Genomic DNA, 22789 nt, shown 5'->3' with positions numbered 1-22789 from the left:
CTGCCTCGGCACCGGCGGGGCGGGCGGGCCGGGTCAGCCGGCGAGGTTGTCCGCCAGCTCCTCGCTGAGGTTGGCCTCCGTACCCGGGATGCCCAGGTCGGTGGCGCGCTTGTCGGCCATCGCCAGCAGCCGGCGGATACGGCCCGCGACCGCGTCCTTCGTCAGCGGCGGGTCCGCGAGCGCGCCCAGCTCCTCCAGGGACGCCTGCTTGTGCTCCATGCGCAGCCGTCCGGCGGCGGCGAGGTGCTCGGGAACCTCGTCGCCCAGGATCTCCAGGGCGCGCTGGACCCGGGCGCCGGCGGCCACGGCGGCACGGGCCGAGCGGCGCAGGTTGGCGTCGTCGAAGTTGGCGAGCCGGTTGGCCGTGGCCCGCACCTCGCGGCGCATCCGGCGCTCCTCCCAGGCCAGCACCGACTCGTGCGCGCCCAGCCGGGTGAGCAGCGCGCCGATCGCGTCACCGTCCCGGACCACCACCCGGTCCACGCCGCGCACCTCGCGGGCCTTCGCGGCGATGGAGAGTCTGCGGGCGGCGCCGACCAGCGCGAGCGCCGCCTCCGGGCCCGGGCAGGTCACCTCGAGGGAGGAGGAGCGGCCGGGCTCGGTCAGCGAGCCGTGCGCCAGGAAGGCCCCGCGCCAGGCCGCCTCCGCGTCACAGGTCGCCCCGGAGACCACCTGCGGGGGCAGTCCGCGGATCGGCCGGCCCCGCCCGTCGACCAGACCGGTCTGCCGGGCGAGCTGGTCGCCGCCCGCGACGACCCGTACGACATACCGCGAACCGCGGCGCAGCCCGCCGGGCGCCATCACGATCAGCTCGGAGCTGTGCCCGAAGATCTCCAGGATGTCCCGCTTGAGCCGGCGCGCCGCCATCGCGGTGTCCAGCTCGGCCTCGATCACGATGCGCCCGCTCACCAGGTGGAGACCGCCGGCGAAGCGCAGGATGGCGGAGACCTCCGCCTTCCTGCAGCAGGTCCGGGTGACGGGGAGCCGGGAGATCTCGTCCTTCACCGCTGCCGTCATCGCCATGGGCCGATCCTTCCATGCATCCGAAAAATACGGTCGTACGCGGCGGCCAACAGCTCCGGGTCGTGCCGGGGTGTTCCGTCGGGCCGGGCCACCGGCGCCAGCTCGACCGCGGCTCCCAGCCGCTTGGCGGCCTCGGTGAGCGAGTCACGGTCGGGCACGGCGGCCTCGTCGGCCAGCACCACGTCCAGGGCGAGTTTAGGGGCGTGTCGCCCCAAAACCTCCAAATGACGCTGCGGTGAGAAGCCCTCGGTTTCTCCCGGCTGCGGCGCCAGGTTCAAGGAGAGCACCCGGCGCGCCTTCGTCTCGGTGAGGGCGTCCAGCAGATCGGGCACCAGCAGGTGCGGGATGACCGAGGAGAACCAGGAGCCGGGGCCCAGCACCACCCAGTCCGCGTCCAGGACCGCCGCGACGGCCTCGGGGACGGCGGGCGGGTCGTTGGGCACGAGGTGCACCGACTGCACCTCGCCGGGCGTCAGGGCGACGGTGGCCTGCCCGCGCACGGTGTCCACGTCGTCCGGGCGCCCCGGGTCGTGCCCCTTGACCAGGGCCTGGAGCTCCAGCGGCACGGCGGACATGGGCAGCACGCGGCCGTGCGCGCCGAGCAGCTTGCCGACCAGGTCCAGCGCCTGCACATGATCGCCGAGCTGCTCCCACAGGGCGACGATCAGCAGGTTGCCGACCGCGTGCTCGTGCAGATCGCCCTGGGACTGGAAGCGGTGCTGGATGACCCGGGCCCAGGTCTGGCCCCAGTCGTCGTCACCGCACAGCGCGGCCAGCGCCTTGCGCAGGTCGCCGGGCGGCAGCACGCCCAGCTCGTCGCGGAGCCGGCCGCTGGAGCCGCCGTCGTCGGCCACGGTGACGACGGCCGTGAGGTCGCCGGTGATCCGGCGGAGCGCGGCGAGCGACGCGGACAGGCCCATGCCGCCGCCGAGCGCGACCACCTTGGGCTGGGCGCCGCGCCGGCGGGGCCGGCCCCCGCGGGCCTCGACCGGGCGGCCGGAGCGCGCCTCGGGCACCATCCGGCGCAGTCTGCCCAGCCGCGGTGTACGTTCCGTCATTCCCGTCCCATGTCCCGGTGTACGACCACCGTCTCCACGCCCTCGGCCGCGAGACGCGCGGCGAGCTTCTCCGACATCGCGACCGAGCGGTGCTTGCCGCCGGTACAGCCGATGGCGATGGTCACATACCGCTTGCCCTCGCGCCGGTAGCCGGCGGCGATCAGCCGCAGCAGCTCGGCGTACCGGTCGAGGAACTCCTTGGCGCCGGGCTGGTTGAAGACGTAGGCCGCGACCTCCTCGTTGACGCCGGTGTACGGGCGCAGCTCCGGGACCCAGTGCGGGTTGGGCAGGAACCGCATGTCCGCGACCAGGTCGGCGTCGACCGGCAGGCCGTACTTGAAGCCGAAGGACATCACGGTGGCCCGCAGCTCGGGCTCCTCCTCGCCCGCGAACTGGGCGTCCATCTTGGCGCGCAGCTCGTGCACGTTGAGGCTGGAGGTGTCGATCACCAGGTCGGCGTCGCCGCGCAGTTCGCGCAGCAGTTCCCGCTCGGCGGCGATGCCGTCCACGATGCGCCCGTCGCCCTGGAGCGGGTGCGGGCGGCGCACCGACTCGAAGCGGCGGACCAGGGCCTCGTCGGAGGACTCCAGGAAGACGATCCGCCGGGTGACGCCCCGGGTGTCCAGGTCGGCGAGGGATTCGCGCAGGTTGTCGAAGAAGCGCCGGCCGCGCACGTCCACGACGACCGCGATCCGCGCCACGTTGCCCTGCGAGCGGGCGCCCAGCTCCACCATGGTGGGGATGAGGGCGGGCGGGAGGTTGTCCACGACGAACCAGCCGAGGTCCTCCAGACACTTGGCCGCCGTGGACCGGCCGGCTCCGGACATACCGGAGATGATCACCAGCTCGGGGATGGCGGCCTCGCCGGCCCCGGCTGTCTCGCTGCCCGTACTCACCTGTGCTCCGTTGTCCTGGCCCGCGCCTTGACCGGCGTCGGTCCGGGCCGTGTCCTGGCTCGTGTCCTGCCGGGCCGTTTCCTGCCGGGCGGCGGCGTCGCCCGTGGTGCCGTCCGTCTGATCTCGCTGCGCTGTGGGCTGTGCGTCGTGCTCCGTCATGTCTCCTGCCCCCGTCGTTCGTCCGGGGCGCCCGCGGTCACGGGCTCCCCCGAGGAACCCCCCGTCGTACCGGGTTCCTCGTCCTCAATGATCTCTCCGGTCGCCGTGTTCACGGCAGGTGCGGCCGGGGCCGCCTGGGCGAGGGCCACGGCGATGGTCTCGGCCGTCTTCCGGCCTATCCCGGGCACTTCCTGGATCTGCTCGATTGTGGCGGACCGCAGCTTCTTCACCGAGCCGAAATGCTTGATGAGCGCCTGTTTGCGCGTCTCGCCGAGACCGGGGACGTCGTCCAGCGGGCCCGCGCGGAAGCGTTTGGCGCGCTTGGTGCGCTGATAGGTGATCGCGAAGCGGTGTGCCTCGTCGCGGACGCGCTGGAGCAGGTAGAGGCCCTCGCTGGTACGGGGCAGGACCACCGGGTCGTCCTCGCCGGGCACCCAGACCTCCTCCAGGCGCTTGGCGAGACCGCACACGGCGATGTCGTCGATGCCCAGTTCGTCCAGGGCCCGCCGGGCCGCCGCGACCTGCGGCTGACCACCGTCGACCACCACCAGCTGCGGCGGGTAGGCGAACTTCCTGGGCCGGCCGTCGTCGTCCTTGAGAGAGTCGGTGATCACCTCCGGACCGGCGAGCGCGCCGTCGCCGCCCGCGAGGGCACCCTCGGCACCGGCGAAGGCACCCTCGGCGCCGGAGCCGCCGGCGAGGGCGGCCGGCAGGGCGGAGCCGTCCGCTCCGGAACCGTCGGAGCCGTCCACCCCGGAGCCGTCGGCCCACTCCCCGGTGCGTTCCTTCTCGGCGAGGTAGCGCCGGAACCGGCGGGTGATCACCTCGTGCATGGACCGGACGTCGTCCTGGCCGGCGAAGCCCTTGATCTGGAAGCGGCGGTACTCGCTCTTGCGCTGCAGCCCGTCCTCGAAGACGACCATGGAGGCCACCACGTCGTCACCCTGGAGGTGGGAGATGTCGTAGCACTCGATCCGCAGCGGGGCGCTGTCCAGGTCCAGGGCCTCGGCGATCTCCTCCAGCGCGCGCGAGCGCGTCGTCAGGTCGGAGGCGCGCTTGGTCTTGTGCAGCGCGAGGGCCTGCTGGGCATTGCGCTGCACGGTCTCCATGAGGGCCTTCTTGTCGCCGCGCTGCGGTATGCGCAGCGACACGTTCGCCCCGCGGCGGGCGGCCAGCCAGTCCTGGACCGGCTCGACCGGCTCGGGCAGGGCCGGGACCAGCACCTCCTTGGGCACCGCGTCCCCGCTCTCCTCGCCGTACAACTGCTGGAGGGCGTGCTCGACCAGGGCGCCGGTGGTGACCTCCTCGACCTTGTCGGTCACCCAGCCGCGCTGACCGCGGACCCGGCCGCCGCGCACGTGGAAGATCTGCAAGGCCGCCTCCAGCTCGTCCTCGGCGACGGCGATGAGGTCGGCGTCGGTCGCGTCGGCGAGCACGACCGCGTTCTTCTCCATGGCCTTCTTCAGGGCCCCGATGTCGTCGCGCAGGCGGGCCGCCCGCTCGTACTCCATCTCCTCGGCCGCCTCCGTCATCTGTTTCTCCAGACGGCGGAGGTAGGTGCCGGTGCGGCCGGCCATGAAGTCGCAGAACTCCTCGGCCAGCTCCCGGTGGTCCTCGGGTGTGACGCGGCCGACACAGGGTGCGGAGCACTTGCCGATGTAGCCGAGCAGGCAGGGGCGGCCGGTGCGGGCGGCGTTCTTGAAGACACCGGTGGAGCAGGTGCGCACCGGGAACACCCGCAGCAGCAGGTCGACGGTGTCCCGGATGGCCCAGGCGTGCGCGTACGGCCCGAAGTACCGCACGCCCTTCTTCTTGTGACCGCGCATCACCTGCACCCGCGGGAACTGCTCGTTCATCGTGACCGCGAGGGACGGGTAGCTCTTGTCGTCGCGGTACTTGACGTTGAACCGGGGGTCGTACTCCTTGATCCAGGAGTACTCCAGCTGCAGCGCCTCGACCTCCGTGGACACCACGGTCCACTCCACGGACGCGGCGGTGGTCACCATCGTCCGGGTGCGCGGGTGCAGGTTCGCCAGGTCCTGGAAGTAGTTCGCCAGGCGCTGGCGCAGGCTTTTCGCCTTTCCGACGTAGATCACCCGGCGGTGCTCGTCGCGGAACCTGTACACCCCGGGAGAGTCCGGGATCTCACCCGGCCTGGGGCGGTAGCTGGAGGGGTCGGCCATGTCTCACACCCTACTGGCGAGCACCGACACCGCGTCGGGCCTGTGGATAACCCCGGTCCGGTACGGCGGGCGGCGGTGGCCCGCAGGAGGCCGTGGGACGCGCCGCGAGGGTGTCGTCCGGCAGAAGTCTCGCGTCGGCCGCCGGGCGCCTCGCACCGGCACGCCGCCCTCTCCAAGGCCCTGGGCCGTTGCCCGCGAAGCCGGCCCCGGACATCCGGTGGACGGGTTCCGGACATGCCGGGGACACCTGGCCCGTCCTCCGCTCCTCGGCGGGAGGCGGGAGCAGGCCCGCCACGTCCCACGCCGTCCTGCGCCGGGGTCCGCGTACCGGCGAGGTCCGGCCAGTCCTCCGGAGCGACCGCGCCCAGGGTGTTGTCGGGTTCTGGTCAACACGCTTCAATGCGGGGGAATCGGGGCCGTGCACACAGGCGTGCGGGCGCGGCGGGCCCGGCCACGGGTGCCGGCAGCGCCCACGGGGGTGGCCCCACGACACTCGCGCAGGCGGTACGACCAGCCGTAGCGACACCTCACAGAGAGGCCCCCGGCATGCGGCATGCCACGGAACACGCGGACATCCCCACCGCGGAACTGGCCACGGCCCTGCGGGGCGGTCCCTTCCATGTGGCGCTGCGCGCCGCGATCGCCGCACGCGGACTGCCGCTCCAGCGGGTGCAGCACCATCTGTCGCGCCACGGGGTCAGGGTGGGCGTCACCAGTCTGAGCTACTGGCAACAGGGCGCCCGCCGCCCGCAGCGCCCGGAGTCGCTGCGCGCCGTACGGGCCCTGGAGGAGATCCTCGAACTGCCCGACGAGTCACTGATCCGGCTGCTCACCGAGTCCGACGAGCGGGCGGCGGCCGGTCGCCCGGCGGGCCCCTCCTACCGCTCCCTGATCCATGCCTCGGACGTCCGGGACCGGCTCACCGCCGACCTCGGCTGGTCCCTGGACGGCGGGCTGCGCAGCCTGGGCCACCACGAATGCGTCCGGATCGGCGCCCGGCGGCAACTGGCCGGCCGCGAGGCCCACCACATCGTGCGCGCCCACCGCGACGGCGTCGACCGCTTTGTCGCCGTCCACCACGGCGACCCGGGCGGCGACCCCCGCCGCGTCACCGTGCACGCGCTGGAGAACTGCCGCACCGGCCGGGTCCGGTGGGACCGGAGTACCGGTGTCCTGGTGGCCGAGCTGCTCTTCGGCACCCGGCTGGACTCCGGCGACACCTTCCTCTTCCGGTACGCCATCGAGGACGGCACCGCCGGACCGTCCCGCGAGTATCTGCACCGGTGCGGTTTCCCCGGCGGGCAGTACGCGCTCCAGGTGCGCTTCGATCCGGCGGCCCTGCCGGTGCGCTGCCACCGCTTCTCCCAGCATTCGGCGGCGGCCCCGCGCACCGGCCGGCAGGAACTGTCCGTGACCGGTCCGCATCACAGCGCCCATCTGGTCGAGCCGCGGATCCGGCCGGGCATCGTGGGGATCGCCTGGGACTGGGAGTGAGCGGTCAGCCGCCGTCCGCCCGCCCGCCGACCGGGCCGCGGTGCCCGTTCCGGGCGGTTGCCCGGCCGGCCGGCCGTGGCTCCTCGGTCAGTCGGCCGGTCCGGCGATGATCCTGCCGTTCGCGGCCTTGACCGTCAGCTCGGTCAGCGGGGCGGTGGCCGGCGCCTCGACCACCTTGCCGGTCACCGCGTCGAACCGGCTGCCGTGGCAGGGACAGATCAGGGTCGTCCCCTCCAGCTTGTTGATGGGGCACCCGGCGTGCGTGCAGATCGTGCTGTACGCCTTCAGCGTGCCGTCCTTGCCGCGGCTGACGACCACGTTCTGGTCCCGGTAGAGCTTCGCACCGCCCTCGGCGACCTCGCTGTCCTTACCGAGGTCGACGGGCGCGGTCGGCGTGGCCGCACCGCTGCCGTCCGGGGCCGCGCAGGCCGCCAGGCCGAGCCCGGCGACCGGGACCACGGCGGCCCCTCGAAGGACGGTACGGCGGCTCGCGGAGGAGCGGGCGGGCATCGGGACTCCAGGGGTCAAGGGATGTGCGGAGCGCACGATACCGGGACAGAGTGAGCGGCCGGGGAGCGGGGCGGCGGGAGGCGGCAGGGATGCGGGGCAAGGGGCCCACGGTCGGGACGCGAGCACGTAAGCGCTTACGTAAGCGTTTACGCGGGGCCGGAGCATGCGGTAGCGTCCCGGCCGGAAGGTCGCCGAGGAAGCGTCCCGGCCCAGGGGCCGCTTAGGGCCGCCTAGGACTGGTCGGCCGGGTCGGTGCGGAGGGCGCGGGTCGGTACGGAGGGCGGCCGGGACAGGGCTGACCGGCGGGTGGGCCGGCTGGGTTCTCGTCGACTTGTCGGTTGAGAGGCGCGGTGCAGGGCCGCGAGAGGAGCACGATGGCCACGATGGCGGATGTCGCCCGGAGCGCCGGTGTCTCCGTGGCCACCGTCTCCCATGTCCTCAACGGCACCCGCCCGGTGCTCCCCCGCACCCGCCAGGCCGTGCTCGACGCCGTCGACGCCCTCGGCTACACGCCCAACACCCTGGCCCGCTCTCTGGTGACCTCGCGCACCCGCTCCATCGGCCTCGCGGTGTCGGCCCTCGGCAACCCGTACTTCACAGAGATCCTGCACGGCGTCGAGACTGCCGCTCTGGAGGCGGGCTACAGCCTGCTCATCGCCGACCCGCACGACGACCCCCGGCACGAACGCAGGGCCGTACAGCTCCTCCATGAGCGCCGGGTGGACGGCGTGATCGTCGCCCCGTCCGCCGACCCCCGCGACCTCGTCGGCTATCTGCGCCGCCACGCCGTACCGACGGTCTTCCTGGACCGGCTCGTCACCGCGCGCACGACGGAGGACCTGCCGCCGGGTGACGCGGGTGCCGCCCCGTCCGCGAGCGCGTACCGCTTCGACCAGGTCTGTGCCGAGAGCAGCGCGCCGACGGCCCTGCTCGTGACCCACCTCGCCGGACGGGGGCACCGCCGGATCGGCCTGATCGCGGGCCTGCCCGGACTCAGCACCACCGATGAACGTGTCGCCGGTTACCGGGCGGGCCTCGCCGCCGCCGGTCTGGAGTACGACGAACGGCTTCTGCTGTCCGGCCGCTCCGAGTCGGACGGCGCCGAGCGGGCCACCGCCGCCCTGCTCGGCCTGCCCGACCCGCCCACGGCTCTCGTCACCGCCAACAACGCGATGACCATCGGCGCCCTGCGCGCGCTGCGCCGCCACGGCCGGTCCGTGCCGGACGACATCGCTCTGTGCTGTTTCGACGACTTCCCCTGGGCCGACCTGTTCTCGCCGCGGCTGACCGCCATCGCCCAGCCCAGCCGGGAGCTGGGCGCGCAGGCCGTCCGGGTGCTGCTGGACCGGCTGGCCGAGCCGGACCGGCCGGCCCGGACGGTGCGGCTGCCGTGCGCGTTCGTCCACCGCACGTCCTGCGGCTGCCCGGAGGATCCGGGGCCCGCCGGGGCGGACGGGAACACCGCATCATCCACGCTGTCCGAGAAGGGAACCGCCTCGTGATCGTCGTCGCCGGTGAGGCACTGATCGACCTGGTACCGCAGGGCGCCGGTGCCCTCGCGGACCTGAAGCCGGCGCTCGGCGGCGGCCCGTACAACACCGCCGTGGCCCTCGGCAGGCTCGGCTCCCCCACCGCCTTCTGTTCGCGGACGTCGGACGACGCGTTCGGCGAGGCCCTGCTCGACGGGCTGCGGCGGGCCGGGGTCGACGTGTCCGGCGTACAGCGGGGGCCGGAGCCGACGACCCTCGCCGTGGCCACGCTCGACGCCGGCGGCTCGGCCGCCTACTCCTTCTATGTCGACGGCACCGCCGACCGCCTGTTCACCGCCCCGGCGGCGCTCCCCGCCGGTACCCGCGCGGTGTCCTTCGGCACCTGTTCGCTCGTCCTGGAGCCCGGGGCGAGCGCCTATGAGGCGCTGCTGCACACCGCCGCCGGGCAGGGGCTGTTCACCGCGCTCGACCCCAATGTCCGGGCGGGGCTGATCCCGGACGCGGACGCCTACCGGGAGCGTTTCCGCGGCTGGCTGCCCTCGGTGACGCTGCTGAAACTGTCCGCGGAGGACGCGGCGTGGCTCGGCGGCACGCCGCGCGAGTGGCTGGCCGCGGGGCCGGCGGCCGTGGTGGTCACACGGGGCGGTGACGGACTGACCGTGTTCACCCGGGACGGTGCGGAGGTTTCCGTGCCGGGTGAGAAGGTCGAGGTCGTGGACACCATCGGGGCCGGGGACACGGTGAACGCGGCCCTGCTGCACGGGCTGGCCGGCCGGGACGCGCTGTCCCGGGAAGCGCTCGCCGGCCTCGGGGCGGAGGGCTGGACGCGGCTGCTGCGCTTCGCGGCACGGGCGGCCGCGGTCACCTGCTCACGGGCGGGCGCCGAGCCGCCGTACGCGGCGGAGCTGGGTGATCCGGCCGCGCTCTGAGCGGTCTGTTTCCCTGTGCTGTTGACAAGGTGCGTCCGGGCCCACGGCCTGCGGGGGCCCGTCTGTCAGCACGGACCGGTCCGTGCTGATCGAGGAACGAGCGGCGCCCCGCGGGAAGTTCCCGCAGGGCGCCGAATTTCTCACCGAATGCGCCAGGACGAAGACGGACAGTGTTCCCGTCGCTCTCCGGGCCGGCCGGTTCAGGCGGTCCGGGTCCGCGTGGTCTTCTTCGCGGGCGTCGCCTTCTTCGTGGCCGTGGCGGCCTTCCTGGCCGTGGTGCCGTTCGCCTTCGCCTTGGCGGCGGTGCCGTCGACCTTGGCCGTCACCGCCTTCTTGGCCGGTGCCTTGGCGGCGGCCGTCTTCCTCCTGGTGGTGCCACGCTGGGCCTTCACCGGGCCGGCGTCGCTGATGCGGTCGGCGCCGAGGACCTCCCGCAGGAACTTGCCCGTGTGGCTCGCCGGCACCCCGGCGACCTCCTCCGGCGTGCCCTCGGCGACCACCAGGCCACCGCCGGCGCCGCCCTCGGGGCCCATGTCCACGATCCAGTCGGCGGTCTTGATCACGTCGAGGTTGTGCTCGATGACGATGACCGTGTTGCCCTTGTCGACGAGCCCGCCGAGCACCGTGAGCAGCTTGCTGATGTCCTCGAAGTGCAGACCGGTGGTCGGCTCGTCCAGGACGTAGACCGTGCGTCCGGTGGACCGCTTCTGCAGCTCGCTGGCCAGCTTGACGCGCTGCGCCTCACCACCGGAGAGGGTGGTGGCGGACTGGCCGAGGCGGACGTAACCGAGACCGACGTCGTTCAGCGTCCGCAGGTGACGGGAGATCGCCGGGACCGCCTCGAAGAAGTGCATGGCCTCCTCGATCGGCATGTTCAGCACCTCGGCGATGGACTTGCCCTTGTAATGGACCTCCAGGGTCTCCCGGTTGTACCGGGCGCCGTGGCAGACCTCGCACGGGACGTAGACGTCCGGGAGGAAGTTCATCTCGATCTTGATCGTGCCGTCGCCCGCGCAGTTCTCGCAGCGGCCGCCCTTGACGTTGAAGGAGAAGCGGCCGGGCAGGTAACCCCGGACCTTCGCCTCGGTCGTTTCGGCGAACAGCTTGCGGATGTGGTCGAAGACGCCGGTGTACGTCGCCGGGTTGGACCGCGGGGTCCGGCCGATCGGGGACTGGTCGACGTGCACCACCTTGTCGACCAGGTCGTCGCCCTCGACGCGGGTGTGCCGTCCGGGCACGGTCCGGGCGCCGTTCAGCTCGCGGGCCAGGTGCGTGTACAGGATGTCGTTGACCAGGGTCGACTTGCCGGATCCGGAGACGCCGGTGACGGCCGTGAAGACACCCAGCGGGAAGGACACGTCGATGTCCTGCAAGTTGTTCTCGCGGGCGCCGTGCACGGTGAGGTGCCGGGACGGGTCGAGCGGGCGCCGGACGTCCGGGAGCGGGATCGACTTGCGCCCCGAGAGGTACGCGCCGGTCTGCGACTCGGTGTTGTCGAGCAGTTCCTTCACGGAGCCGCTGTGCACGACCTTGCCGCCGTGTTCGCCGGCGCCCGGACCGATGTCCACGATCCAGTCGGCGATCTTGATCGTGTCCTCGTCGTGCTCCACGACGATGAGCGTGTTGCCCATGTCACGCAGCCGGACCAGCGTCTCGATCAGCCGGTGGTTGTCGCGCTGGTGCAAACCGATGGACGGCTCGTCCAGGACGTACAGGACGCCGACGAGACCGGAGCCGATCTGGGTGGCCAGGCGGATGCGCTGGGCCTCGCCGCCGGACAGGGTGCCGGCCGCGCGGTTGAGCGAGAGGTAGTCCAGGCCGACGTCGACCAGGAAGCGCAGGCGTTCGTTGACCTCCTTCAGGACCCGCTCGGCGATCTTCTTGTCACGCGCGCTCAGTTTCAGCTCGCCCAGGAAGTCCGCGCAGTCGCTGATCGACATCGCGGAGACCTCGGCGATCGACTTGCCCATGATCGTGACCGCGAGGACGATCGGCTTCAGCCGCGTGCCCTCGCAGGAGGGGCAGGGCACCTCGCGCATGTACCCCTCGAAGCGCTCGCGGCTGGCGTCGCTCTCGGCCTCGCTGTGCCGGCGCTTGACGAAGGGCACCGCACCCTCGAAGGGAGTGGTGTAGACGCGCTCCCGGCCGTAGCGGTTGCGGTAGCGCACCTCGATCTGGGTCTTGTGGCCGTACAGCAGGGCCTTCCTGGCGCGCTGCGGCAGGCCCGCGAAGGGGATGTCCGTGCGGAAGCCTAGGGCGTCCGCGAGGGCGCCGGTCAGACGGCTGAAGTAGTCCTTGGTGTGCCCGTGCGACCAGGGGTGGATGGCGCCCTCGTCCAGGGACTTGTCCTCGTCCGGGACGATCAGCTCCGGGTCGACCTCCATGCGCGTGCCGATGCCGGTGCACTCGGGGCAGGCGCCGAAGGGCGAGTTGAAGGAGAAGGAGCGGGGCTCCAGCTCCTCGAAGGACAGGTCGTCGTACGGGCAGTACAGATGCTCGGAGTACATCCGCTCGCGCTCCGGGTCGCCCTCGGGGAGGTCGACGAAGTCGAGCACGACCATGCCGCCGGACAGGCCGAGGGCCGTCTCCACGGAGTCGGTGAGGCGGCGCTTGGCGGAGTCCTTCACCGTGAGGCGGTCGACGACCACCTCGATGGTGTGCTTCTCCTGCTTCTTCAGGGCCGGCGGTTCGGACAGCTGTATGGTCTGGCCGTCCACGCGCGCACGGGAGTAGCCCTTGGTCTGCAGGTCGGCGAAGAGGTCGGCGAACTCGCCCTTACGCTCGCGCACGAGCGGCGAGAGCACCTGGAAGCGGCTTCCCTCCGGCAGCTCCAGCACCTTGTCCACGATGGCCTGCGGCGACTGCCGCGAGATCGGGCGGCTGCATTCGGGACAGTGCGGCTTGCCGATGCGCGCGAAGAGCAGGCGCAGGTAGTCGTAGACCTCGGTGATCGTGCCGACCGTCGAGCGCGGGTTGCGCGAGGTCGACTTCTGGTCGATGGAGACCGCCGGGGAGAGGCCCTCGATGAAGTCGACGTCGGGCTTGTCCATCTGGCCGAGGAACTGCCGCGCGTACGAGGAGAGCGACTCCACGTAACGACGCTGGCCCTCCGCGAAGATCGTGTCGAAGGCCAGGGAGGACTTGCCCGACCCGGACAGGCCCGTGAAGACGATGAGCGAGTCACGCGGCAGGTCGAGCGAGACATTCTTCAGGTTGTGCTCGCGCGCGCCACGGACGATGAGACGGTCGGCCACGCCGGTCCGCACCTTTCTTGAGAGAAGTGACAGGAGCAGGGCCCCTGTGCTTCTTCAGACTAGGGGGAGCCACTGACAACGTCGGGGCGGATTGCCCGGGTGCATAACAACCCCCGGCCCTCCAGCATGCCCGATGCCGCCTTCGACCATATAGCACGTACATTCGATTCACGGCCGGGATGCGCGTCCTTCACCCGAAGGTGTGGCCGGACTAGGGTCGGCGCCATGATTGATCACGCTCATGACCTGGTCCGTGTACGTGAGGCGACCGATCGGCTGCTGACCGCGGTCGCCGCTCTGCACAACGCCTCGCCGGCCGAGCCGTCACGGCTGCCGGGCTGGAGCCGCGGGCATGTCCTCGCCCACCTGGCCCGGAACGCGGACGCGCTCGTGAACGTCCTCTTGGGCCGTCCCATGTACGCGAGCGCCGGGCAGCGGGACGACGACATCGAGCGGGGCGCGGACCGGCCCCTGGAGGAGCAGATCACCGACCTGCGGGAGAGCGCGGCCCGGTTCCGGACGGCCGGGGAGGCGCCCGCGGACTGGTCGCGCACGGTCGAGCTGCGTAACGGCGTCACCGACTCCGCGTCACGGGTGCCGTTCCGACGGTGGGCGGAGGTGGAGCTGCACCACGTGGACCTGGGCATCGGATACGAGCTGGAGGACCTCCCGGCCGAGTTCCTGGAGCGGGAGACCGACTTCCTCGCGGAACGGTTCTCCGGCCGGCCCGGCATCCCGGCGACCCGTCTCACGGACGGCACGCGCGCGTGGACCACCGGACGGGAGGCCGACGTGCCGCAGATCACGGTCACCGGCCTGCCGGCGGACCTGGTGGGGTGGCTCGCCGGGCGCCGCGACGGCGCGGCGCTGAAGACGGACGGCGGAGAGCTGCCGGAGCTGCCCCCGCTGTAGACCCGGCGCGGGACGGGGTCTTCCGGCTGTGGGGCCGGGGGCCCTCCCGCTATAGGCTGCGGACATGACGTACTCCGGAGAGGTCAAGGTCGGCGGACCGGCGGATGTGCACGAGCTGAAAGACCTGATGATCACCAAGATCGCGGTCGGCCCGATGGACAACAACGCCTATCTGCTGCGCTGCCGGGCCACCGACGAGCAGCTTCTGATCGACGCGGCCAACGAGGCGGGGACGCTTCTCGGCATGATCGGTGACGACGGCATCGCGTCCGTGGTCACCACGCATCAGCACGGCGATCACTGGCAGGCCCTCGCCGAGGTCGTCGCGGCCACGCGCGCGCGTACGTACGCGGGGCGCGACGACGCCGCCGGCATCCCCGTGCCCACCGATGTCCTCGTCGACGACGGCGACGTCATCCGGGTGGGTCAGGTGGAGCTGACGGCGCGCCATCTGGTCGGGCACACGCCCGGTTCGATCGCGCTGGTCTACGACGACCCGCACGGCCATCCGCACGTCTTCACCGGCGACTGCCTCTTCCCCGGCGGGGTCGGCAACACGCGCAAGGACCCGGAGGCGTTCGCCAGCCTGATCCATGACGTGGAGACGAAGCTCTTCGAGGTGCTGCCGGACGAGACGTGGGTCTATCCGGGACACGGCAACGACACGACGCTGGGCGCGGAGCGGCCGCATCTGCCGGAGTGGCACGCGCGCGGGTGGTGACCGGAGGCCGGACGGGGGCGGACGGTCATCGGAAACGGACCCCGGGCGCCCGGACGGCGCCTCGCCTCCGGACGCGCCTGCGCGCGTGTCCTGGCAGGCCGCGCGGCCTGGCGAGTCCGTGACGACCGGGCGAGTCCTTGACGACCGGGCGAGTCCTTGACGACCGGTCGACGGAGCCGACACGCGCCCGCACACACGCCCGGCGCGCGCCGCCTCCCCGCGCGCCCCGTGTGATTCCTTCGCCTGCGGCGGGCCTCCGTGCGCACTCCCGCGGAACGCCTTCGCGCGGTCAACTGGTAGCAGCCCCGCCCAGGACGACGGTTCCCGGGCGGTAGAGGCCGCCGGTCTTCATCCCCGCCCTCGGCCGGCGGCCCAGGCACCGGGCACGCGCGCGTGGCGTGCCGCTTCCGGCCGTGTTCACACCGCCGCAACACCCGCTCCCACTATGCGGACATCTACGGCCGTGACCTGGACAGACGCGGCGTTCACTGCCACTCTCCCGCCATGCGTCCTGCCCCTCGTACTCTGCGCCGCGCGGTCGCCGCTGCCACCGTAGCCCTGCTCGCCACCGCCGTCGGCTGTGCGCCGCAGCCCGAGGGGGAGGCGTCGGCCGCTCCGTCCGGGCCGGCCTCGAGGGCCTGCGCCAAGGGCGCGTCGCCCACGAAGACGTCCGGGAAGCTGACGATCGCGACGGACGAACCGGCGTACGAACCCTGGTTCAAGGACGGCAAGCCCGCGAGCGGCGAGGGCTTCGAGTCGGCGGTCGCCTATGCCGTGGCCAAGCGGCTGGGATACGGCAAGAGCGCGGTCGTCTGGCAGAGCGTGCCGTTCAACAAGGCGTTCGCGCCGGGGGTGAAGACCTTCGACTTCGACATCAACCAGGTGTCGATCAGCGCCGAGCGCAAGAAGGCCGTGAACTTCTCCTCCGGTTACTACGACGTGCGCCAGGCCGTCATCGCGCTGAAGGGCGGCAAGGCCGCGAAGGCGACGAGCATCGCGGACCTGAGGAAGCTCAAGCTGGGCGCCCAGGTGGGCACCACGAGCCTCGACTACATCACCGACGTGGTGAAGCCGGCCCGGGAGGCGGCCGTCTACGCCAAGAACGACCAGGCCAAGTCCGCCCTGCGGAACGGCCAGGTGGACGCCGTCGTCACCGATCTGCCGACGGCGTTCTACATCACCGCTGCGGAGGTCACGGACGCGAAGATCGTCGGGCAGTTCGAGCACCAGGGCGGCACGCCGGAGCAGTTCGGGCTGGTGCTGGACAAGGGCAGCGCGCTGACCCCGTGCGTGACCGCCGCCGTCGACGCCCTGCGCGAGGACGGCACGCTGGCGGCGATCGAGAAGCGGTGGCTCTCGGACGCCGTCGACGCCCCGGTGCTCAAGTGACGGTGACCGAGGGCGAGCCGGCCCGGGAGGAGGCGGACGCCAAGGGTCCCATGACCGACGACGGGTACGCGCCCTCCGAGCGGCGCCTGGCACGCGAGCGCTACCGGCGCGCGCGTGCCCGCCGCGCCACGGCGGTCGCGGCCCTGTCGACCCTCGGCACGGCCGTCGTGCTCTACCTGGTCGTCGTCAGCGCCCCCGGCTGGCCGCGCACCAAGGAGACCTTCTTCAGCGCGCACTACGCGCGCGAGGCGTTCCCGAAGGTCCTCGACGGGCTGTGGCTGAACCTCCGGCTGCTGGTGGTCTGCGGGGCCGCCGTCCTGGTGCTCGGCATGCTGATCGCCATCGCCCGGACCCTGCGCGGCCCGGTCTTCTTCCCGCTGCGGGTGCTGGCGGCGGCGTACACCGACTTCTTCCGCGGCCTGCCGCTGATCATCAATCTGATGATCGTCGTTCTGGGCGTGCCGGCGCTGCGGCTGCAGGGCGTGACGGTCGACCCCGTCATGCTCGGCGGTACGGCGCTGACGCTGACGTACTCGGCGTACGTGGCGGAGGTCTTCCGGGCGGGCATCGAGTCCGTCCACCCCTCGCAGCGCGCGGCGGCGCGCTCGCTGGGCCTCACCAACCGGCAGGCCCTGCGCTACGTCGTCCTGCCGCAGGCGGTGCGCCGCCAGGTGCCGCCGCTGCTCAACGACCTGGTGTCGTTGCAGAAGGACACCGGTCTGGTCTCCATCGGGGGCGCGGTGGACGCGGTGCGGGCGGCCGACATCATCGTGGGGCGCAGTCTGAACTACACGCCGTACATCGTCGCGGGGCTGGTGTTCGTGGCGCTGACCATCCCGATGACCCGGTTCACCGACTGGGTCACGGCCCGGATGGACCGGCAGCGGGCCCAGGGAGGGTCCCTGTGACCCGGGGAGGATGTCCGTGAGCACGTCCGAGAGCACGTCCGCGAGCGGCGCGCCCGCCTTGCGGATGGAGTCCGTCCGCAAGACCTTCGGCGGTTCGGTGGTCCTGCGGGACGTCGATCTGGAGGTCGCCCCGCACACGGTGACCGCGCTGATCGGCGCCTCCGGTTCGGGCAAGTCCACGCTGCTGCGCTGCGCCAACCTGCTGGAGGACATCGACGACGGCGCGATCTGGCTGGACGGGGAGGAGATCACCGACCCGCGGGCTGACCAGGACGCGGTACGGCGCCGGATCGGCGTCGTCTTCCAGGCGTACAACCTCTTCCCGCACATGACCGTGCTCGACAACATCACCCTCGCGCCCCGCCGAGTGCACGGCGTCGCCCGCGCGGAGGCCGAGGAACGGGCCAGGGAGCTGCTGGAGCGCCTCGGTCTCACCGGGAAGGCCGGCGCCTACCCGGACCGGCTCAGCGGCGGCCAGCAGCAGCGTGTGGCGATCGTACGGGCGCTCGCGGTGCGGCCCCGGCTGTTGCTGCTGGACGAGATCACGGCCGCGCTCGACCCCGAACTGGTGGGCGAGGTGCTGGAGGTGGTCCGCACCCTGAAGGACGAGGGCATGACCATGGTGCTCGCCACGCACGAGATGGGGTTCGCGCGGGACGTCGCCGACCAGGTGTGTTTCCTGGACGGCGGGGTCGTGCTGGAGCGCGGCACCGCCGAGCAGGTCTTCGGCGATCCGCGGCAGGAGCGCACCCGGCGCTTCCTGCGCCGGATCGTGGAGGCGGGCCGGCTGTAGTCCCTCGCGCGGGATTACGCCTCCGCCCGCGCCGCTCCGAGCAGCGCCGCGACCCGTTCCACGCCGAACACGTAGCCCTGCACTCCGCATCCGGCGATCACGCCGTCGGCGCGCAGGGAGACGTACGAGTGGTGCCGGAACGACTCGCGCCGGTGGATGTTGGAGATGTGGACCTCCAGCACGGGCATGCCGTCGCAGGTGTTGAGCGCGTCCAGGAGGGCGACCGACGTGTGCGAGTAGGCGCCGGGGTTGATGACGATCCCGCAGTGGCCGAGCCGCGCCTCGTGGATCCAGTCGACCAGTTCCCCCTCGTGGTTGGACTGGCGGAGGTCCACCGTGCCGCCGTGCGCCGCCGCCGCCTCGGCGCAGAGCGCCTCCACGTCGGCCAGCGTCTCCTTGCCGTAGATCTCCGGCTGGCGCTGGCCGAGCAGGTTCAGGTTGGGCCCGTTGAGGATCATGATCGGGGCGTTGGCCAGGGTGCGGGGCACGGTTCCTCCGGTCCGTTCGGGGCGGTGCGGCTGCGTCCGCCGGTCGGACCCGGTCTATCACGCCGGCCGGGACGCCGGCGGGCCGTGTGCGCCGGTCGCCAGGGCGCGCACCCCCGTCCCGTGATCACCACCGTACGCCCCCGTAACTCCTGATCACTGTGGGTAGTTGACCCGGCATGCGCGACGTACAGGCTGCACAGCCCCCGTCCATGCCACGGCTCGCCGCCGCCTCGCTCGCCGGGACGGCGATCGAGTTCTACGACTTCTTCGTCTACGGCACGGCGGCGGCCTTGGTCCTGGGGCCGCTGTTCTTCCCCACGTTCTCGCCGGTCGCGGGCACGCTGGCGGCGTTCGGCACGTTCGGGGTGGGGTTCGTGGCCCGGCCGCTGGGCTCGGTGCTGTTCGGGCACCTCGGGGACCGGCGCGGGCGGCGGCCGGTGCTTGTCGCCTCGCTTCTGCTCACCGGCGCCTCCACGGTCGCGGTGGGCTGTGTGCCCTCCTACGGGACCATCGGCGTGGCCGCGCCCGTGCTGCTGCTCGTCCTGCGCTTCCTGCAAGGGCTGGGGCTCGGCGGGGAGTGGGGCGGAGCGGTCCTGCTGACCGCCGAGCACGCGCCCGCCCGGCGGCGCGCTCTGTGGACCAGCTTCCCCCAGGTGGGGCCGGCGGTGGGCTTCGTCCTGGCCAACGCGGTGGTGCTCGCGCTGTCGGCGGCGCTGTCCGACGCGGAGTTCGCGCGCTGGGGCTGGCGGGTGCCGTTCTGGGCGGCCGGCGCGCTCGCCCTGGCGGGGCTGTGGCTGCGCTCGTCCCTCACGGAGAGCCCCAGCTTCCTGGAGATCGACGACCACGCGCGCGTGCCCATCGTCGAGGTCGTACGGCACCATGGGCGGCTGGTGCTGCTGACGGCCGGAGCGCTGGCCGTGGGCTACGCGGTGTTCTACGCGGTGACGACCTGGTCGCTGGCGTACGCCACGGAACGGCTCGGTGTGAGCCGCACGGTCATGCTGATGTGCGTCATGGGCGCGGTGCTCGTGGAGGGCGCGCTCATTCCCGTCGTCGCGCTGGTCGGTGACCGGTACGGGCGCCGGTCGATGTGTCTGACGGGGTGCGCGGCCTCCGTCCTGTGGATGCTCCCGTTGGTCGCGCTGCTGGCGACCGGCGAGCCGCTGCTGATGTTCCTGGGCATCCTGGGTGCCCTGCTCGCCTTCGTCACCATGTTCGCGGTGATCGCCGCCTATCTGCCGGAACTGTACGAGCCCCGGGTGCGCTGTACGGGCGCCGCCGTGGGCTACAACCTGGGCGGGGTCCTCGGCGGCGCCCTCACCCCGATCGTGGCCACGACGCTCGCGGAGCGGGGCGGGCGGATCCCGTGGGGCGTGGGCGTGTATCTGACGGGCATCGCGCTGATCAGCCTGGTGTGCTTCGCGCTGCTGCCGGAGACGCGTCCGGTGCCCGCGCCGGCGGCGGAACCGGTCACGGGCTGAGCGGACACGCCGCGCGCCGCCCACCGGCTACGGGTTGACCGCCAGTTCCAGGTACGCCGCGAACAGCACCAGGTGGACGCCGCCCTGGAGCGGTGTGGCCCGGCCGGGGACCACGGTCAGGGAGCTGACCACCACGGTCAGCGCGAGCAGCAGCATATGGGTCGAACCGAGACCGAGCACGAGGGGTCCGGACAGCCAGACGGAGGCGAGGGCCACGGCCGGGATGGTCAGGCCGATGCTGGCCATGGCGGAGCCGAGCGCGAGGTTGAGACTGGTCTGCACCCGGTCCCGGCGGGCGGAGCGCAGCGCGGCGATCGTCTCGGGCAGCAGGACGAGCAGCGCGATGATCACACCGACCACCTCGTGCGGCAGGCCCGCCGCCGCCACACCCGACTCGATGGTGGGTGACACGCTCTTGGCCAGCCCGACCACGCCGATCAGGGCCAGTCCGAGCAGACCGAGGCTGAGCCAGGCGGTGCGCACGGGCGGGGGCGTGGCGTGGTCGTCGGCGGTGATGACCGCGCCCTGCCGGGTGATGGGCAGGAAGTAGTCACGGTGCCGCACGGTCTGGGTGGTCACGAACAGCCCGTAGAGGATCAGTGAGGACAGCGCGGCGAAGGTCAGCTGGACGGCTGAGAACTGGGGTCCGGGCCTGCTGGTGGTGAAGGTCGGCAGGACGAGACTGAGCGTGGCCAGCGTCGCCACGGTCGCCAGCGCCGCGCCGGTGCCTTCCGGGTTGAAGACGGCCGTGCGGTGCCGCAGGGAGGCGACGAGCAGGCAGATCCCGACGATACCGTTGCAGGTGATCATCACGGCGGCGAAGACGGTGTCCCGGGCGAGGGTGGAACTCTTGCTGCCGCCGTCGGCCATGAGGGTGACGATCAGGGCCACCTCGATGATCGTGACGGCGATCGCGAGGACCAGGGAACCGAAGGGTTCGCCGACCCGGTGGGCGACCACCTCGGCGTGGTGCACCGCCGCCAGGACGGATCCCGCGAGGACCAGGGTCACCACGCCGACGACGGCGCCGGGAAGGTCCCGGCCCCAGGTGAAGAGCAGCAGGACGACCGCGAGGACCGGCACGAGGATCGTCCATTGATGGGTGAGCGATCGGAGCCGAGGGATCATGCGGCGATGTTCGCAGAGGCGTACAGGGTTCGCATTCCGTTCTTTTCGTGCTGGAGCCGTCAGACGTCGACGCTGTCCTTGCGGGCGCCCTCGCCGCCGGCGCGCGCCGTCTCGGCGGCCTCCTGCTTCCGGGTGGCGAGCAGGCTGGTCACGGTGGTGACGGCGAGGACCGCGCAGATCACACCGAGCGAGACCGGGATGCCGATCTCGGGCACGTGGACGCCCGACTCGTGCAGGGCGTGCAGCACCAGCTTGACGCCGATGAAGCCGAGGATGACCGACAGCCCGTACGAGAGGTGGACCAGCTTCTTGAGCAGTCCGCCGATGAGGAAGTAGAGCTGGCGCAGCCCCATCAGAGCGAAGGCGTTGGCGGTGAAGACGATGTACGGGTCCTGGGTCAGGCCGAAGATCGCGGGTATGGAGTCCAGGGCGAACAGCACGTCCGTGGTGCCGATGGCGAGCATCACGACCAGCATCGGCGTCATGACGCGCTTGCCGTTCTGCTGGATCCACAGCTTGGTGCCGTGGTATCGGTCGGCCACGCCGAACTTGCGCTCCGCGGCCTTCAGGAGCTTGTTCTCCTCGAACTCCTCGTCGTCCTGGTCCGCGCGGGCCTCCTGGACCAGCTTCCAGGCGGTCCAGATCAGGAAGGCGCCGAAGAGGAAGAACACCCAGGAGAAGCTGGCGAGGATCGCGGCCCCGGCGGCGATGAAGGCGGCCCGCAGGACCAGGGCTATGAGAACGCCGACGAGCAGGACGCGCTGCTGGTACTGAACGGGCACCGCGAACTTCGCCATGATCAGGACGAAGACGAAGAGGTTGTCGACGCTCAGCGACTTCTCGGTGATGAAGCCCGCGAAGAACTCGCCGGCCGGCTGACCGCCGCCGAAGAGCAACAGGCCGAGACCGAACAGACCGGCCAGGGCAACCCAGACGACCGTCCAGATACCCGCTTCCTTGATCGACACTTCGTGCGGCTTGCGACCGATGAAGAAGTCGACCGCGATCAGGGCGGCGAGACCCACGATGGTGAGGACCCACAGGGTCATGGAGACTTCCACTGCACCTCCGGCATTGCGTGACGGTGAACACATCAGCGTTGTCGCTGCCGGAGGTCTCTTCCGCCCGTGTCGGGCCGGCGCCCCGGGACCGGAACCGGTCCGTACTGACGGGTGCGCCGCACTTGGGGAGTACTCCCCTCCGTAGGGAAAACAGTACCCCAATCACCAAGGAAAGGTAAAGAGCTGAGTAAAGTGGAATCCAAGTCCGCAGGTCAGAGTGCTTTTACTAGTGCTTGACGTAAGCCGTGGACCTCGCAGGAGGGCGGGCGGTCCGGGGCTAGAGGTGCGGCAGGATCGCCGGCATCAGGTCCTGGAACGTGCGGCCGTCGGCCGGGGCGCCGAGCGCGGTCATCGTCCAGCCCGGGCCCGCGCGGTGCACCTTGGCCATGATCTGGGCGGTGTACTCGCCGCCGCCGGCCAGGGTGTAGCGGGCGAGTTCCTGGCCGTTGGTCTCGTCCACGAGTCGGCAGAAGGCGTTCTGCACCTCCTCGAAGGTCTGGCCGGTGAAGGAGTTCACCGTGAAGACGATCTGGTCGATGTGGGCCGGGACGCGCTGCAGGTCCACCAGGATCGCCTCGTCGTCGCCCCGGCCGACGCCGCCGACGAGATTGTCACCGGTGTGCCGCACGGAACCGTCCTCGCTCACCAGGTGGCGGAAGAAGACGACGTCCTGAGGCTCCTGGCCGGCGAAGAGGACCGCCGACGCGTCCAGGTCGATCTCGCGGGTACGGGAGCCGAACAGGCCACGCCGCTTCGCCGCCTGCCAGCCGAGTCCCATGCGGACCGCGGTCAGGGTCGCCCCGTCGTTCTTCTCCAGGCTGATGGCCTGACCCTTGGACAAGTTGACGGACACGGCTGTTTCCCCTCTCGACAATCCCTGGTGCCGCGCCGAGCCGTCGCTGCGCACGCCGC

19 protein-coding genes are annotated in these 22789 nt (G+C 71.8%); 9 read left to right on the top strand and 10 right to left on the bottom strand.

What is annotated here, in order from left to right; genetic code table 11:
• Positions 1-33: 33 nt before the first annotated feature.
• Genes whiA through uvrC form a run of 4 tightly spaced genes read right to left on the bottom strand, consistent with a single transcriptional unit; the run spans position 34 to position 5319 of the window.
• Positions 34-1023, bottom strand: a complete 990-nt coding sequence (whiA, locus tag ACZ4SV_RS19900) for a DNA-binding protein WhiA (RefSeq protein ID WP_365326335.1) — start codon at positions 1021-1023, stop codon at positions 34-36.
• Positions 1014-2081, bottom strand: a complete 1068-nt coding sequence (locus tag ACZ4SV_RS19895) for a gluconeogenesis factor YvcK family protein (RefSeq protein ID WP_468005835.1) — start codon at positions 2079-2081, stop codon at positions 1014-1016. The genes whiA and ACZ4SV_RS19895 overlap by 10 nt, the downstream gene beginning before the upstream one ends.
• Entirely contained in the window at positions 2078-3136 is a 1059-nt protein-coding gene (gene rapZ / locus ACZ4SV_RS19890) for an RNase adapter RapZ (protein ID WP_468005833.1), read from the bottom strand. Before rapZ ends, ACZ4SV_RS19895 begins: the two co-directional genes overlap by 4 nt.
• Positions 3133-5319 carry an excinuclease ABC subunit UvrC gene (gene uvrC, locus ACZ4SV_RS19885; protein WP_468005831.1) on the bottom strand — a complete coding sequence of 729 codons (2187 nt, stop codon included), beginning with the start codon at positions 5317-5319 and terminating at the stop codon, positions 3133-3135. The genes rapZ and uvrC overlap by 4 nt, the downstream gene beginning before the upstream one ends.
• Before the next feature lie 546 nt (positions 5320-5865).
• Here uvrC and ACZ4SV_RS19880 point away from each other — a divergent pair.
• Positions 5866-6813 (top strand): hypothetical protein, encoded by a 948-nt coding sequence (locus ACZ4SV_RS19880; protein ID WP_468005829.1) that lies wholly within the window; start codon positions 5866-5868, stop codon positions 6811-6813.
• Positions 6814-6900: 87 nt separating this feature from the next.
• Here ACZ4SV_RS19880 and ACZ4SV_RS19875 read toward each other — a convergent pair whose 3' ends face one another.
• Complete coding sequence (locus tag ACZ4SV_RS19875) at positions 6901-7323, bottom strand: Rieske (2Fe-2S) protein (RefSeq protein WP_397945791.1); 423 nt, start codon at positions 7321-7323, stop codon at positions 6901-6903.
• A 374-nt stretch (positions 7324-7697) separates the two neighbouring features.
• Between ACZ4SV_RS19875 and ACZ4SV_RS19870 the strand changes: the two genes are divergently transcribed.
• Both ACZ4SV_RS19870 and ACZ4SV_RS19865 read left to right on the top strand, forming a co-directional pair.
• Positions 7698-8825 carry a LacI family DNA-binding transcriptional regulator gene (locus ACZ4SV_RS19870; protein ID WP_468005826.1) on the top strand — a complete coding sequence of 376 codons (1128 nt, stop codon included), beginning with the start codon at positions 7698-7700 and terminating at the stop codon, positions 8823-8825.
• The gene (locus ACZ4SV_RS19865) at positions 8822-9742 is read left to right on the top strand and encodes a carbohydrate kinase family protein (protein ID WP_468005824.1); all 921 of its coding nucleotides are present in this window, start codon (positions 8822-8824) and stop codon (positions 9740-9742) included. Before ACZ4SV_RS19870 ends, ACZ4SV_RS19865 begins: the two co-directional genes overlap by 4 nt.
• A gap of 200 nt (positions 9743-9942) precedes the next feature.
• Here ACZ4SV_RS19865 and uvrA read toward each other — a convergent pair whose 3' ends face one another.
• Entirely contained in the window at positions 9943-12996 is a 3054-nt protein-coding gene (uvrA, locus tag ACZ4SV_RS19860; RefSeq protein WP_468005822.1) for an excinuclease ABC subunit UvrA, read from the bottom strand.
• Between the two features lie 225 nt (positions 12997-13221).
• Here uvrA and ACZ4SV_RS19855 point away from each other — a divergent pair, with 225 nt between their 5' ends.
• The 5 genes from ACZ4SV_RS19855 (at position 13222) to ACZ4SV_RS19835 (ending at position 17719) form a co-directional block, all read left to right on the top strand.
• Positions 13222-13908, top strand: a complete 687-nt coding sequence (locus tag ACZ4SV_RS19855; RefSeq protein WP_468005820.1) for a maleylpyruvate isomerase family mycothiol-dependent enzyme — start codon at positions 13222-13224, stop codon at positions 13906-13908.
• A 64-nt stretch (positions 13909-13972) separates the two neighbouring features.
• The gene (locus tag ACZ4SV_RS19850; protein ID WP_468005818.1) at positions 13973-14629 is read left to right on the top strand and encodes an MBL fold metallo-hydrolase; all 657 of its coding nucleotides are present in this window, start codon (positions 13973-13975) and stop codon (positions 14627-14629) included.
• A 504-nt stretch (positions 14630-15133) separates the two neighbouring features.
• Positions 15134-16018 (top strand): ABC transporter substrate-binding protein, encoded by an 885-nt coding sequence (locus ACZ4SV_RS19845; RefSeq protein WP_468005817.1) that lies wholly within the window; start codon positions 15134-15136, stop codon positions 16016-16018.
• Between the two features lie 50 nt (positions 16019-16068).
• Entirely contained in the window at positions 16069-16926 is an 858-nt protein-coding gene (locus ACZ4SV_RS19840) for an amino acid ABC transporter permease (RefSeq protein WP_468005862.1), read from the top strand.
• Between the two features lie 64 nt (positions 16927-16990).
• Positions 16991-17719 carry an amino acid ABC transporter ATP-binding protein gene (locus tag ACZ4SV_RS19835; protein WP_468005860.1) on the top strand — a complete coding sequence of 243 codons (729 nt, stop codon included), beginning with the start codon at positions 16991-16993 and terminating at the stop codon, positions 17717-17719.
• A gap of 14 nt (positions 17720-17733) precedes the next feature.
• Here the strand turns inward: ACZ4SV_RS19835 and aroQ are convergent, their stop codons facing one another.
• On the bottom strand, positions 17734-18207 hold the full coding sequence (aroQ, locus tag ACZ4SV_RS19830; RefSeq protein WP_468005815.1) for a type II 3-dehydroquinate dehydratase: 474 nt from the start codon (positions 18205-18207) through the stop codon (positions 17734-17736).
• Positions 18208-18416: 209 nt separating this feature from the next.
• Between aroQ and ACZ4SV_RS19825 the strand changes: the two genes are divergently transcribed.
• Positions 18417-19688, top strand: a complete 1272-nt coding sequence (locus ACZ4SV_RS19825; protein ID WP_468005813.1) for an MFS transporter — start codon at positions 18417-18419, stop codon at positions 19686-19688.
• 27 nt (positions 19689-19715) lie between these two features.
• Here the strand turns inward: ACZ4SV_RS19825 and ACZ4SV_RS19820 are convergent, their stop codons facing one another.
• The 3 genes from ACZ4SV_RS19820 to ACZ4SV_RS19810 form a co-directional block, all read right to left on the bottom strand.
• Positions 19716-20816, bottom strand: coding sequence for a calcium:proton antiporter (locus ACZ4SV_RS19820; RefSeq protein ID WP_397980461.1), 1101 nt, complete (start codon positions 20814-20816; stop codon positions 19716-19718).
• A gap of 59 nt (positions 20817-20875) precedes the next feature.
• The gene (locus ACZ4SV_RS19815) at positions 20876-21877 is read right to left on the bottom strand and encodes a TerC family protein (protein WP_468005811.1); all 1002 of its coding nucleotides are present in this window, start codon (positions 21875-21877) and stop codon (positions 20876-20878) included.
• A 277-nt stretch (positions 21878-22154) separates the two neighbouring features.
• Positions 22155-22730: a TerD family protein gene (locus tag ACZ4SV_RS19810; protein ID WP_365872715.1), complete on the bottom strand. Its 576-nt coding sequence runs from the start codon at positions 22728-22730 to the stop codon at positions 22155-22157.
• Positions 22731-22789: the final 59 nt, after the last annotated feature.

The organism is Streptomyces sp. NPDC027672 (genome assembly GCF_055566335.1).
This window is presented reverse-complemented; position numbering and strand designations above follow the sequence as displayed.

Bases quoted from the DNA above. Each gene is read 5' to 3' on its own strand.
- whiA (WP_365326335.1), bottom strand. From the start codon at position 1,023: ATGGCGATGACGGCAGCGGTGAAGGACGAGATCTCCCGGCTCCCCGTC.
- ACZ4SV_RS19895 (WP_468005835.1), bottom strand. From the start codon at position 2,081: ATGACGGAACGTACACCGCGGCTGGGCAGACTGCGCCGGATGGTGCCC.
- rapZ (WP_468005833.1), bottom strand. From the start codon at position 3,136: ATGACGGAGCACGACGCACAGCCCACAGCGCAGCGAGATCAGACGGAC.
- uvrC (WP_468005831.1), bottom strand. From the start codon at position 5,319: ATGGCCGACCCCTCCAGCTACCGCCCCAGGCCGGGTGAGATCCCGGAC.
- ACZ4SV_RS19880 (WP_468005829.1), top strand. From the start codon at position 5,866: ATGCGGCATGCCACGGAACACGCGGACATCCCCACCGCGGAACTGGCC.
- ACZ4SV_RS19875 (WP_397945791.1), bottom strand. From the start codon at position 7,323: ATGCCCGCCCGCTCCTCCGCGAGCCGCCGTACCGTCCTTCGAGGGGCC.
- ACZ4SV_RS19870 (WP_468005826.1), top strand. From the start codon at position 7,698: ATGGCCACGATGGCGGATGTCGCCCGGAGCGCCGGTGTCTCCGTGGCC.
- ACZ4SV_RS19855 (WP_468005820.1), top strand. From the start codon at position 13,222: ATGATTGATCACGCTCATGACCTGGTCCGTGTACGTGAGGCGACCGAT.
- ACZ4SV_RS19850 (WP_468005818.1), top strand. From the start codon at position 13,973: ATGACGTACTCCGGAGAGGTCAAGGTCGGCGGACCGGCGGATGTGCAC.
- ACZ4SV_RS19845 (WP_468005817.1), top strand. From the start codon at position 15,134: ATGCGTCCTGCCCCTCGTACTCTGCGCCGCGCGGTCGCCGCTGCCACC.
- ACZ4SV_RS19840 (WP_468005862.1), top strand. From the start codon at position 16,069: ATGACCGACGACGGGTACGCGCCCTCCGAGCGGCGCCTGGCACGCGAG.
- ACZ4SV_RS19835 (WP_468005860.1), top strand. From the start codon at position 16,991: ATGGAGTCCGTCCGCAAGACCTTCGGCGGTTCGGTGGTCCTGCGGGAC.
- ACZ4SV_RS19825 (WP_468005813.1), top strand. From the start codon at position 18,417: ATGCCACGGCTCGCCGCCGCCTCGCTCGCCGGGACGGCGATCGAGTTC.
- ACZ4SV_RS19820 (WP_397980461.1), bottom strand. From the start codon at position 20,816: ATGATCCCTCGGCTCCGATCGCTCACCCATCAATGGACGATCCTCGTG.